Annotated in this window: 11 protein-coding genes; 10 read left to right on the top strand and 1 reads right to left on the bottom strand. The window is 66.4% G+C overall.

The features are described 5' to 3' along the window. Positions 1-8: 8 nt before the first annotated feature. From ureE to AC50YC_RS06955, 5 genes are read left to right on the top strand one after another with little or no spacing between them, the layout of a single operon-like run. Positions 9-491, top strand: a complete 483-nt coding sequence (gene ureE, locus AC50YC_RS06975; RefSeq protein ID WP_494952834.1) for an urease accessory protein UreE — start codon at positions 9-11, stop codon at positions 489-491. Then, on the top strand, positions 472-1,161 hold the full coding sequence (locus tag AC50YC_RS06970; RefSeq protein ID WP_494952833.1) for an urease accessory protein UreF: 690 nt from the start codon (positions 472-474) through the stop codon (positions 1,159-1,161). Before ureE ends, AC50YC_RS06970 begins: the two co-directional genes overlap by 20 nt. Before the next feature lie 27 nt (positions 1,162-1,188). Further along, entirely contained in the window at positions 1,189-1,806 is a 618-nt protein-coding gene (gene ureG / locus AC50YC_RS06965) for an urease accessory protein UreG (RefSeq protein ID WP_494952832.1), read from the top strand. A 38-nt stretch (positions 1,807-1,844) separates the two neighbouring features. Beyond that, on the top strand, positions 1,845-2,675 hold the full coding sequence (locus AC50YC_RS06960) for an urease accessory protein UreD (RefSeq protein ID WP_494953065.1): 831 nt from the start codon (positions 1,845-1,847) through the stop codon (positions 2,673-2,675). Then, the gene (locus AC50YC_RS06955) at positions 2,675-3,796 is read left to right on the top strand and encodes a HoxN/HupN/NixA family nickel/cobalt transporter (protein ID WP_494952831.1); all 1,122 of its coding nucleotides are present in this window, start codon (positions 2,675-2,677) and stop codon (positions 3,794-3,796) included. The genes AC50YC_RS06960 and AC50YC_RS06955 overlap by 1 nt, the downstream gene beginning before the upstream one ends. Here AC50YC_RS06955 and AC50YC_RS06950 read toward each other — a convergent pair. Continuing rightward, positions 3,793-5,736 carry a pectate lyase-like domain-containing protein gene (locus AC50YC_RS06950; RefSeq protein ID WP_494952830.1) on the bottom strand — a complete coding sequence of 648 codons (1,944 nt, stop codon included), beginning with the start codon at positions 5,734-5,736 and terminating at the stop codon, positions 3,793-3,795. The two genes, AC50YC_RS06955 and AC50YC_RS06950, sit on opposite strands and share 4 nt — an antisense overlap. Before the next feature lie 256 nt (positions 5,737-5,992). Between AC50YC_RS06950 and AC50YC_RS06945 the strand changes: the two genes are divergently transcribed. Genes AC50YC_RS06945 through AC50YC_RS06925 form a run of 5 tightly spaced genes read left to right on the top strand, consistent with a single transcriptional unit; the run spans position 5,993 to position 11,748 of the window. Then, positions 5,993-7,285 carry an ABC transporter substrate-binding protein gene (locus AC50YC_RS06945; protein WP_494952829.1) on the top strand — a complete coding sequence of 431 codons (1,293 nt, stop codon included), beginning with the start codon at positions 5,993-5,995 and terminating at the stop codon, positions 7,283-7,285. Positions 7,286-7,288: 3 nt separating this feature from the next. Beyond that, positions 7,289-8,281 carry a carbohydrate ABC transporter permease gene (locus AC50YC_RS06940; protein WP_494952828.1) on the top strand — a complete coding sequence of 331 codons (993 nt, stop codon included), beginning with the start codon at positions 7,289-7,291 and terminating at the stop codon, positions 8,279-8,281. Beyond that, entirely contained in the window at positions 8,278-9,192 is a 915-nt protein-coding gene (locus AC50YC_RS06935) for a carbohydrate ABC transporter permease (protein WP_494952827.1), read from the top strand. Before AC50YC_RS06940 ends, AC50YC_RS06935 begins: the two co-directional genes overlap by 4 nt. Next, positions 9,189-10,664 (top strand): glycoside hydrolase family 1 protein, encoded by a 1,476-nt coding sequence (locus AC50YC_RS06930; RefSeq protein ID WP_494952826.1) that lies wholly within the window; start codon positions 9,189-9,191, stop codon positions 10,662-10,664. The genes AC50YC_RS06935 and AC50YC_RS06930 overlap by 4 nt, the downstream gene beginning before the upstream one ends. A 25-nt stretch (positions 10,665-10,689) precedes the next feature. Further along, positions 10,690-11,748 (top strand): LacI family DNA-binding transcriptional regulator, encoded by a 1,059-nt coding sequence (locus AC50YC_RS06925; protein WP_494952825.1) that lies wholly within the window; start codon positions 10,690-10,692, stop codon positions 11,746-11,748. Positions 11,749-11,763 lie beyond the last annotated feature (15 nt).

Genomic DNA, 11,763 nt, shown 5'->3' with positions numbered 1-11,763 from the left:
AGACAGGCATGATCATCGAAAAGGTCCTAGGCAACACGCACGACCTCCCTCCGGGTCCGGACCCGTATGCCGGGCTGCACCGGGAAAAGGTGGTGCTCCCCAGCGCCCAGCTGGTCAAACGTGTCCAGCGTGTCACTACCGACCACGGCAAGGAACTTGGCATCCGCCTCCCCTCCGGTGCCGGGGACCTGCGTGACGGCGACATCCTGCAAGTCGCGGAAGCCAACATGATCGTGGTGTCGGTGCTGCCCACCGATGTCCTCGTCATCGCGCCGCGCTCCATCCATGAGATGGGGGTGGTGGCGCACTCGCTCGGCAACCGGCACCTGCAGGCCCAGTTCTTCGACGCCTCCTCGGAGTACCGGGCCGAGGTCATGGTCTGCCAGTACGACCACACGGTGGAGGACTACCTCAAACACGTCGGAGCGCCCTATGACCGCCAGGAGCACGTGATGCCCGTCCCCTTCCGCCATGCCGAGCACTCCCACTAGCCCGGCGTCCTACCAGCTGGCCCTGCAGCAGCTGTGTGATTCGGCCCTGCCCACCGGGGCGTTCGCTCACTCGCTGGGGTTTGAGAGCTACATCGACCGCGGGCTGGTGCACGATGAGCAGTCCTTCGGCGTGTGGCTGTCCGCCTTTGTGGGGCAGCAGCTGAGCTACTCGGACGCCCTGGCCATCCGTTTCCTCTATGAGGGCGACCCGATCTCCGAGCTGGATTCGCTGCTGACGGCCCAGCTGCTGCCCCGGCAGCTGCGCGAGGCCAGCGTCAAGATGGGCACCCGGCTCCTCGAAATCGGCGCGGAGATCTTTCCGTCACCGGGTCTGGCGGAGTACCGGGAGCTGGTGGGTTCCGGCCGCGCCGCCGGCCACCAGCCCCTGGCGTTCGCCGTCGTCGCGCGTTCGCTCGGTGTACCGCTGCCCGAGGCCCTCGCCGCCTACCTATTCGCCGCGGTCACATCGCTGACGCAGAACGCCGTCCGGGCCATCCCGCTGGGGCAGAACGCCGGCCAGCGGCTGCTGCGGACGGCAGCCGGCGACGTCGCGGCCGCGGTCGGGCGCGCCGGCAGCCCGGACCGGTCCGACTTCGGCGCGGTCAGCCCCGGCCTGGAAATTTCGCAGATGCGGCACGAGCGCCAGCGTGCCCGCATGTTCATGAGCTAGCCACAAGAAATATGTCTGGAGAAGAATATGTCTGAGCCCATCAAAATCGGCATCGGCGGCCCGGTGGGCGCCGGCAAGACCCAGCTCGTTGAGCGCCTCACCCGCCACATGAGCCGGGACATCTCCATGGCCGCGATCACGAACGACATCTACACGATCGAGGACGCTAAGATCCTTGCGGCCAACGGCATTCTCCCGATCGACCGGATCATCGGTGTGGAAACCGGCGGGTGCCCGCACACAGCCATCCGCGAGGACACCTCCATGAACACGGCCGCGATCGAGGAACTCAAGAGGCGGCACCCGGACCTGCAGGTGATTTTTGTGGAATCCGGCGGGGACAATCTCTCCGCGACATTCAGCCCCGAACTGGTGGACTTCTCCATCTACATCATCGACGTGGCTCAAGGCGAGAAGATCCCGCGCAAAGCCGGCCAGGGCATGATCAAGTCTGACCTCTTCATCATCAACAAGACCGACCTCGCACCCCACGTCGGCGCGGACCTGACCGTGATGGAACGGGACTCGCGCGAATTCCGGGGCGTGAAGCCGTTCTGCTTCACCAACCTCAAGACCGACGAAGGACTGGACCGCGTCATCGAATGGGTGCGGCGCGATGTCCTGATGCTCGACCTGGCGTCATGAGCACGACGGCGGATTCCCCTACTGCTGTTGTCGCACCGATGGGGGAGCTTGCGTTGCGCATCGGCGTGCGCGCTGGACGGTCGGTGGCCTCGCATCAGTTTCATCAGGGCGCCTTGAGAATATTGCGGCCGCATTACCTGGATGACTCCGGACAGGTTTGTTATGTGGTGGTCAATCCTGGCGGGGCATATTTGGGGGCAGACCTCTATGTCATTGATGTGGAGGTGGAGGACGGGGCGAGGCTGCTGCTCACTACCCAGTCCGCCACCAAGATCTACCGGACGCCGGGTTCCTTCGCGGAGCAACGGACGCGGCTGCGCCTGGGGGAAGGATCGCAACTGGAATTCGCCCCGGACCAGCTGATCGCCTACCGGGAGGCCAGCTACCGGCAGAACACGCACATCACCCTGCACCCGACGTCGAGCCTGGTCATGTCCGAGGTCATCACCCCCGGCTGGTCGCCGGACGGTGCCTCGTTCCGTTACGAGGAATTGCGGCTCCGGACCGAAATTCTGGTCGAATCCTCAGGGAGGAGCGCTCTGCTGGCCCTCGACAACCTGCTGATCCGGCCGCCGACGCATGATGTGACAGGGCTGGGATTCTTGGAGGGATTCAGCCATGTGGGATCCCTGATCGTGGTCGACCGGCGGGTCGACCAGGCCCTCGCGGACGAACTCCACGTGCTGGCCGGGGGGCATGATGCCTATACCGGCGTCTCCCTGACTGCCACGGCTGATGGCATCAGCGGCCTGGTGCTCCGGTCCCTCTCGAACAGCACCGAAGAACTCAACCGGCTGCTGGGCGCCTGCAGCGCCCTGCTCCGGCAGCGATGGCACGGCACGGCGCCGCTGGACCTCAGGAAATACTGATGACCACATTGACCGGATTCGCCGCCCTGTACCGCCGGCGCGAGCAGCTCCCGTTGCGGACCCGGCTGCTTGTCACCTTCGGCGCCGTAGTCGCCCTGCACGCGGCCGCCGTCGTGCTTCTCCTGGCCGCTCTGGTGACGGCCGGTGAACCGCTGGCGCTGGGCCTGGTGCTGACTGCCTATCTGGCGGGCATCAAACACAGCTACGACTGGGACCACCTCGCCGCCATTGACAATTCGACGCGCAAGTTCGTGGCCCAGCACCAAGACCCCGTGAGCGTCGGTTTCGCCTTCAGTCTCGGCCACAGTTCGGTGGTGATCCTGTCCGGGATCCTCGTGGTGGGCGGCGCCGCGATGGTGGGCCAGTTTATGGAGGACGGCACCACCGGAAACCTTGTGCTGGGGCTGATCGGCAGCGGCGTCTCGGGGATCTTCCTGCTGGCCATCGGGCTGTTCAACGGATCCGCCTTCATCCGGGCCACGCAGGCCTACCGGAGGGTGCAGGGCGGTAGCGCAGTGCGGGCGGAGGATCTTGAGGCCAAGGGATTCGTGGCCCGGCTGCTGGCGAAGCCCCTGTCCCGCGTGCAGCGGCCGCGGAACATCTACGTCATTGGCTTCCTTTTCGGGCTGGGTTTCGACACAGCCACCACGATCGGCCTGCTGGTGATGGCGGCGGCCGCCTCCCTGGCCGGGGTCTCCCCGCTGGCCCTCCTGGCGCTTCCGCTGGCATTCACGGCGGCGATGACGCTGTGCGACACCGCCAACGGGGTAGCCATGATGCGCATGTACAGCTCCGCCATCTACAATCCGCAGCGGAAGTTGGGCTTCAATGCGCTGATTACCGGCATCTCCGCTGTGTCGGCCCTGGCCATTTCATTCATCACCCTGGGCGGGTTCTTCAACTCCGCATTCGGCCTCGAGGATCCCGTGACCACCTGGCTCGGACAGATCGACCTGGGCGAGGCCGGGCTGCTGCTGGTGGCCTGCCTGTTGACCATCTGGGGAGTAGCCTCCGTGCGCGGGCGCCTGGCCGCGGCACGCCGGCCAACTAGCCGGCCGGCGTCCCGGGTTTGCCTGGCCGGCGGGCGGGACGTGGCGTCCCGCCCGCAGGCGGCGTCTTAGCCGAAGCTGGCGACGTAGCTGGGAACCCCGACGGCGTCCGTCGACACCGGCGCGCCGGTGTCGTTGATGACATGGTCCAGGGTCCCGGCGCCGAGGTTGACCGTCAGCAGGCCGTGGAGCTTAACTCCGGGCGTGACCGGTACTTCGAAGCCCCGGGTGGCGTGAATTGTGGGGTCGACGTTGTTGTAGACGTAGCTTCCCCCGCCCCAGAGTTCGTGGGTCTTGACCGAATCGGCGATCTTGTAGCCCGCCCAGCCAAGGACTCCGTCATGCTGCCAGGCGGCCTGGTTGGGAGCGTCGTAGGGCAGTTCGTTCTGGAAGAACACCGTCTTGCCGTGCTCGCCGTTCCAAATGACGTTGTACTGCTGGTAGTGCTCCACGAACAAGCCGGTGGCCGTGACATGGTCGCCGTTGATGATGACGCCGTTGTCCCCTGTGTTGGTGGTCCAGCCGACGCCGTTTCCATGGTCTGCCCGCCAGGCCCAGATGTGGTCCAGGAGCACGTTGTCGCTGTTGACTTCCAGGCTGAGCGAGGCCTTGCCCACGTGCGGGCCGCCGATACGGAAGAACACGTCGTGGAGCGTGGTGGGATTGGCCGGATCGCTGCGATTCAGTGAGGTCGGGGATCCGCCGGCCGCTGGATTCTTGGCCTTGCCGATGCGCATCAGCGCGGGCGAGTTCACGTCGCCGGCATCCACCGTGACGGCGGCGATGTCGACGCCGGGGACATCCGCGACGGTCAGCGGTACGGCGCCGTTGACCGCGGTGAGGGTTGCCATCCCGAGCCCGAGGACGACGGTGTTGGCACGCTTGACCTCGATGCTCTGGTCGATGTCGTAGACCCCTGGAGTCAGCAGCAGGTTCTTGCCGCGGGCCAATTGGGAGTTGATGGTCTTCACCGAATCGCCGGGGCTGGCCACGTAGAAGTCGGACAGCGGGATGCTGCGGCCGGCCGTCGGACCGTTTTCCCATGTGGTCCCGGCGGAGTCCGTGCGGACCGCGGGAACGAAGACGCCGTACTTGCCTGCGGCGTCAAAGGTGAGGTACGGCTTCTCCCGGCTGACCGGGGTGCTCGCCAGGTTGGTGTACGGCGGATTCGGGAACGACTGCGCCGGGGCACCCTCCACACCGGAAAAGACCTGGTTCCAGACCCCGTTGGACCAGTCGCCGATGCTGCTGTCGCGCACGAAGTACTGCTGCTGTGAGCCGTTGATGACGGGGCCGGTCTTCGAATCGGAAATGAAGCCGCCGCTGGCGAACTGCGGCCCGGCGGTGCAGTAGTCCATCAGGGAGAGGTTGCCGCCGGTGACGTTGACCCGCCGCATGGGGGAGGCCTGCGAGGCAGCCCAGAAGTTGGCCGAGCCGCGGCAGCCGTCGAGACCGGTGACGTTGATGGTGAGGTTGGACAACGAGCGCCAGAAGTTGTTCAGTGCGATGCAGTTGTCCGCGGTCAGGCACCGGTTGTAGACGTCAACGTGCCCGTTGATGGTGACATCCGTGGGTGAGGCGCCCAGGCCCGCGACCTCGGTCGAGTATCCAACCTGGACGATGAGGGGCTCCTCGGCGCTGCCGTAGGTGCCGGGCTTGAACAGCAGGGAGTACCGGTTGGCTCCCATTTCGTCGTCGACCTGTTCGGCCGCAATGGAATCGACAGTGGCCTGAATCTCAGCCACCGGCATGCTGGGGTCGAAGATGCGGACGTTGGGACCGAAGCCGGGGTCTTCTGCCTGCGGGACGGCCGGGGCGGCGGCTTGGGTTGGTGCCGGGGCGGGCGCCTGTGGCGTGGCCGCCACCGAGGCGGCCGCCACTCCACCGCCGCTGCCGATCAGGCCGATGAGGAGGGCGGCGGTGCCGGCGATGGAGCGGACCCGGAGGCGCCGTGGCTGCTGAATCTCAGCCAGGGCTGCCGCCGGTCGAGCGGGAAATTGGGCTAGCGGCATTGCTGGTCCTGTTCTCTGGGGGTGTGGGAGCGCTCCCGCACTGGAGCGTAGCACCGCCCCCGGCGGTGGGCAAGGGTTCGATCCCCTGGGGAGTACCCGCTCTTGACAATGCGATGTGAGGTAGGACACCATGTCCGTGAGAGCGCTCCCACACGGACCGCCCAGCTCGCCGATGGTGGGCCTGCCCCCATCCGGCACCGGCACCTTTTCTCCGGCGCTGTGAAACGGATGGAACTTTGACGAAGGAGTCTCCCCTGTGAAAAACCCCAGCAAATTCTCTGTGCTGTCGGCTGCGGCCGCCTGCCTGGCCCTGTCGCTGACGGCCTGCGGATCCTCCGCTCCCGAGAAAGCCGGCGCCGGGGAGGTCACCGGCTCAAAGCCGGTGACACTGACCGTTGGCACCTTTAACGAGTTCGGCTACGAAAAGCTTTTTGAAGAATACGAAACGTTGAACCCCAACGTCACGATCGAGCACAAGAAGGCCGCCACAAGCAACGAAGCCCGCGATAACCTCACTACCCGGCTGGCAGCCGGATCCGGCCTGTCCGATATCGAAGGCGTTGAGGTGGACTGGTTGCCCGAGCTGCTGCAGTACCCCGACCGCTTCACCGACCTGAGCGACCCGGCTGTCGAAGGACGCTGGCTGGACTGGAAGGCCGACGCCGCGAAGACTGCCGATGGGAAGCTTCTGGGCTACGGAACGGACTCCGGACCCGAGGCGGTCTGCTACAACGCCGAGCTGCTCAAAAAGGCGGGCATGCCCACCGAGCGCGAAGAAGTCGCGAAGATGCTGGGCGGGACCTGGGACAGCTACTTTGAGGCCGGCAAGAAGTTCAAGGCCGCCAACCCGGGCGCGGCGTGGTTCGACTCCGCGGGGGCCATCTACCAGGGAATGAGCAACCAGCTCGAGAAGGCCTATGAGGAGGAAGACGGCACCGTCATCGCGACGGAAAACCAGAAGGTGAAGGACATCTACAACCAGGTGCTGACAGCCTCCACGGATGATGGACTTTCGGCCCACCTCAAGCAGTGGAGCGACGACTGGGCCGCCGGGTTCCAGACGAACGCGTTCGCAACAACCCTGTGCCCGGGCTGGATGCTCGGTGTTATTGAAGGCAACGCTGCCGGGGTGACCGGCTGGGACGTCGCCAACGTCTTCCCCGGAGGCGGCGGTAACTGGGGCGGCTCCTACCTGACGGTCCCCACCCAGAGCGAACACCAGGCCGAGGCCAAGAAACTGGCCGGCTGGCTGACCGCCCCCGAGCAGCAGATCAAGGCCTTCACGGCGAAGGGCACCTTCCCGAGCCAGAAGCAGGCGCTGGAAAGCAACGAACTGCTCGGCGAGACGAACGCCTTCTTCAACGGTGCCCCCACCGGTCAGATCTTCGCCGAGCGGGCCAAGGCCGTTGACGTAACCCCGTTCAAGGGCACCAAGTTCTTCGCCATCAACGACGCCATGCAGCAGGCACTCACACGCGTGGACGTCGACAAGACGGACGACGCCGCCTCCTCCTGGGAGAAGTTCGTCACCGCCGTGAAGTCCCTGTAAGCCATGACGATCACGGACCAGGTCAAGCCCCAAAGCGTCGGTGATGAGCCGCCGCCGCCGGGCGGCGGCAAGAGCGTCCGACGTCTGGCGTTCTCCCAGCAGGTCTCCAAGTGGGATGTGAAACTTTCCCCGTACCTCTACATTTCCCCGTTCTTCCTCCTGTTTGCCGTCACGGGTCTTTTCCCGCTGCTGTACACGGGCTGGGTTTCGCTGCACAACTGGAACCTCATCGGCGGGCAGGGGAAGTTCACGGGCCTGGAGAACTATGCGTTCGTCCTGGCGCAGCCCTACTTCTGGAACGCCGTCGGCAACACCCTCAGCATCTTCATGCTGTCCTCCGTTCCCCAGGTTGTCATTGCCCTGCTGATAGCGGCGGTGCTGGATGCGAACCTGAGGGCCCGGACGTTCTGGCGGATGGGGGTCCTGGTGCCGTTCGTCGTCGCGCCGGTGGCGGTGGGCCTGATCTTCAACAACCTCTTCGCGGACCAGTTCGGTCTGATCAACGAGATTCTGAAGGCTCTCGGCCTGGATCCGGTCCGCTGGCATTCCGAGTCGCTGGCCAGCCATACGGCGATCGCCACCATGGTGAACTTCCGCTGGACCGGCTACAACGCCCTCATCTTCCTCGCGGCCATGCAGGCGATCCCGAGGGACGTGTTCGAAGCTGCGACGATCGACGGTGCCGGCCGGCTGCGGCAGTTTTTCTCTGTCACCGTTCCGATGCTGCGGCCCACCGTGATCTTTGTGGTGATCACCTCCACCATCGGCGGACTGCAGATCTTCGATGAGGCGCGGGTGTTCGACCAGTCCGGGCTGGGCGGGGCGGACAGGCAGTGGCAGACGCTGACCATGTACATCTGGGAACTTGGCTGGGGCCAGCGGAACTTCGGCAGGGCCTCCGCCGTGGCGTGGCTGCTCTTCGTGATGATCGTGCTGATAGCCCTGCTCAACTTCATCATCACCAAGCGCATAGCAAGCCAGGGAGGCCGCAAATGAGCTCCATCCCCATGATCGAACAGAGCGCAGGCAAGGGCGCCGCCCGGGCCGCCGCACGGCGGGGGCCCGGCAGCGGGCGCAGAACGGGAACCTCCAGCGTCCGCCGGCCCGGCTTCCTGACGTACGGTTTCCTCGGAGCCGTCCTGCTCGCGTCCCTCTTTCCCCTGTACTGGTCCTTCCTTGTAGGCAGCCACGACAACACGGTCCCGAGCCGCGGCATCCCGCTGCTGCCCGGCGGAAATTTCCTCGCCAACGCGGAGAAGGTCTTCGACAGCATCCCGTTCTGGAAGGCCATGGGCAACAGTCTCATCGTCTCCAGCGTGACTGCGGCCTCCGTTGTGGTGTTCTCCACCCTCGCCGGCTTTGCCTTCGCCAAGCTTCGGTTCCGGGGGAGCAAGGGGCTGCTGGTCTTCGTCGTCGCCACCATGGCCGTCCCGACGCAGCTGGGTGTGGTCCCGCTGTTTATCGTGATGTCCAAGCTGGGCTGGACCGGCTCGCTGTGGGCTGTCATCATCCCCGGTGTTGTGACGGCCTTCGGGGTGTTCTGGATGACCCAGTATCTCCGGGACGCCCTTCCGGATGAGCTCATCGAGGCGGTGCGGATGGACGGCGCCTCGATGATCCAGGCCTTCTGGTACATCGGATTTCCGGCTGCCCGGCCGGCTGCTGCCATGCTGGCCCTGTTCACTTTTGTAGCCACCTGGACGAACTTCTTCTGGCCATTCATCGTCCTGGACCCCTCCAACCCCACGTTGCCGGTGGCGCTGCAGCTGCTGCAGGCCGCACACTTTGTGGACTACTCGGTGGTGCTGGCAGGTGCGGTCCTGGCCACCGTGCCGCTGCTGCTGTTGTTTGTCGCTGCAGGCCGCCAGCTCGTTTCCGGAATCATGCAAGGAGCAGTAAAAGGATGAACACCACCCCACTACCATTCCCCGAAGGCTTTCTGTGGGGGGCGGCCACAGCTGCCTACCAGATCGAAGGGGCGGCCCACCTCGGCGGCAGAAAGGACTCAATCTGGGACACGTTCTGCCGGGTTCCCGGCGCGGTCGCCGATGGCCACAATGGCGACGTCGCCTGCGACCACTACCATCGCACTGCCCAGGATGTGGCGTTGATGAAGTCGCTGCACCTGAAGGCGTACCGGTTTTCGGTGTCCTGGGCCCGCTGCATGCCGGACGGCAGGACACCGAATCCTGAGGGGATCGCGTTCTACTCCCGTCTGGTGGATGAACTGCTCGCCGCAGGCATCACCCCCTGGCTGACGCTCTACCACTGGGACCTGCCGCAGGCCCTGGAGGACGAGGGCGGCTGGGCCAACCGGGAGACCGCCCGGCTTTTCGCCGCCTACGCCGCCGTGCTGCACGAGGCGATCGGTGACCGGGTGCGGATCTGGACTACCCTCAACGAACCGTGGTGTTCGGCGTTCCTTGGCTACGCCGCCGGCGTCCACGCCCCGGGCCGGCAGGAACCGGCGACCGCCCTCGCGGCAGCCCACCATCTGCTGCTCGGGCACGGGCTCGCCGTTGCCGAACTGCGCCGGCGTGACCCGGACGTGAGCCTCGGCATCACCCTGAATCTCACCGTTGCTGATCCGGCCGACCCCGGCTCCGCGGACGACCGGGACGCGGCCCGCCGCATCGACGGGCTGCACAACCGGATCTTCCTGGATCCGCTCTTCCGCGGCGAGTACCCCGCGGACGTGCTCGAGGACGTTGCCGGACTCGGGTTCGACACCGTCGTGCAGGACGGTGACCTGGCCGTCATCTCGGCGGCCGTGGACTTGCTGGGCGTCAATTACTACCAGGGCGAGGCCCTCACCAAGGCCGCGTCTCCTGCCGACCATCCGGACCGCCCGGAAACCGTGACGACGACGGCGCAGGCCGCGCCGGAGTCCGTCGGCCGGCCTGCGGCATCACCGTTCGTCTCCGCTGACGGCGTGCACTCGGTGCCGCGCGGGCTGCCGGTGACGGGCATGGGCTGGGAGGTCCAGCCCGAAGGCCTGTTCAGGCTGCTGACGCGGCTCCAGCGCGAGTACACGGGACCGGCCGGTATCCCGATCTACATGACCGAAAACGGTGCCGCCTACCCGGACGTTCCCGACGCCCAAGGCTTCGTCGACGACCAGGACCGGCTGGCCTATTTTGACGCACACCTGCGGGCGGTGCGGGAGGCGATCGACGCCGGCGCGGACGTCCGCGGCTACCTCGCGTGGTCGCTGCTGGACAACTTCGAATGGGCCTACGGGTACCACCAGCGCTTCGGTCTGGTCCGGGTGGACTACGAGACCCTGGAGCGGATACCCAAAGCCAGCGGCCTCTGGTACGCGAAGGTGGCCGCGTCGAACGCTGTACCGGCCCACCAGATGGTCTCGCACATGGGATGACCGGGGATGTCGTATTCTCAAAGTGATGAGCGAACAGATCCACCGGGGTGTCCGGCCCGAACCGGCGAGGCCAAGCCCCACCCTTGAAGACCTCGCGAAGGCGGCGGGAGTGTCCCGCTCGACCGCCTCGCGGGCCATCAACGGCGGCTCCCGGGTCAGCCCGGAAGCCCGGGCAGCCGTGGACGCCGCCGTCGTTGCCCTTGGCTATACCCCGAACCCGGCGGCACGGAGCCTCGTCACCCGGCGGACCTCATCGATCGCCCTGGTCATCAACGAACCCGATGCCCGCGTCATGATGGACCCGTTCTTCGCCGCCGTGATCACCGGGGTGACGGAGGCGCTGCGCGAGACGGAAATGCAGTTGGTCCTGCTGATGTCCCGTGCCGGCGGCGACCCCTCCCGGACGGTCCGCTACCTGCGCGGCGGCCACGTCGACGGAGCCATTGTGGTCTCGCATCACAAAGCGGATGGCTGGACCGAGGAGCTCGCCGCGTCCGGGCTGCCCACCGTATTCATTGGCCGGCCCTGGGACGCGGATCTCGGCATCCACTACGTTGACGTGGACAGCTTTCAGGGCGCCCGGCTGGCGGCGCTCCACCTTGCGGCAGCCGGGCGCACCCGGCTCGGAACCGTCACCGGCCCGCTGGACATGACGGCCTCGGCGGATCGGCTCGCCGGCTGGCATGCGGGCCTCCGGGAAGCCGGACTCCCGCCGGGCCCGGTCGCCCACGGAGACTTCACCGCCGCCGGAGGCGCCCAGGCCACGGAGCAGCTGCTGGCCCAGGACGGAGGCCTGGACGGCATCTTTGCCGCCTCCGACCTCATGGCCCGCGGCGCGATCACGGCCATCCGGGCCTCGGGGCGGACGGTCCCCGGGGACGTCGCCGTCGTCGGTTTTGACGACCACGTGTCGGCTCCGGGCGAGCTGCCCCTGACCACGATCAACCAGCCCATGGTGGAAATGGCCACTGAGGCGGGCCGTCTCCTCCTCGCTGACATCGAAAATTCGGGTGCAGACCGCGATCCGGTGATCTACCCGGCGCGACTGGTTGTGCGGGCCAGCAGCGGGCCGAAGGGCGGGTAGGCCCGAAAGCCGTGG

This window comes from Pseudarthrobacter sp. MDT1-56 (genome assembly GCF_059383555.1).
This window is presented reverse-complemented; position numbering and strand designations above follow the sequence as displayed.

What these genes read in the sequence shown, in the direction of transcription:
- ureE (WP_494952834.1), top strand. Translation starts at nt 9, where the DNA reads ATGATCATCGAAAAGGTCCTAGGCAACACGCACGACCTCCCTCCGGGT.
- AC50YC_RS06925 (WP_494952825.1), top strand. Translation starts at nt 10,690, where the DNA reads ATGAGCGAACAGATCCACCGGGGTGTCCGGCCCGAACCGGCGAGGCCA.
- ureG (WP_494952832.1), top strand. Translation starts at nt 1,189, where the DNA reads ATGTCTGAGCCCATCAAAATCGGCATCGGCGGCCCGGTGGGCGCCGGC.
- AC50YC_RS06955 (WP_494952831.1), top strand. Translation starts at nt 2,675, where the DNA reads ATGACCACATTGACCGGATTCGCCGCCCTGTACCGCCGGCGCGAGCAG.
- AC50YC_RS06960 (WP_494953065.1), top strand. Translation starts at nt 1,845, where the DNA reads ATGGGGGAGCTTGCGTTGCGCATCGGCGTGCGCGCTGGACGGTCGGTG.
- AC50YC_RS06940 (WP_494952828.1), top strand. Translation starts at nt 7,289, where the DNA reads ATGACGATCACGGACCAGGTCAAGCCCCAAAGCGTCGGTGATGAGCCG.
- AC50YC_RS06950 (WP_494952830.1), bottom strand. Translation starts at nt 5,736, where the DNA reads ATGCCGCTAGCCCAATTTCCCGCTCGACCGGCGGCAGCCCTGGCTGAG.
- AC50YC_RS06970 (WP_494952833.1), top strand. Translation starts at nt 472, where the DNA reads ATGCCGAGCACTCCCACTAGCCCGGCGTCCTACCAGCTGGCCCTGCAG.
- AC50YC_RS06935 (WP_494952827.1), top strand. Translation starts at nt 8,278, where the DNA reads ATGAGCTCCATCCCCATGATCGAACAGAGCGCAGGCAAGGGCGCCGCC.
- AC50YC_RS06930 (WP_494952826.1), top strand. Translation starts at nt 9,189, where the DNA reads ATGAACACCACCCCACTACCATTCCCCGAAGGCTTTCTGTGGGGGGCG.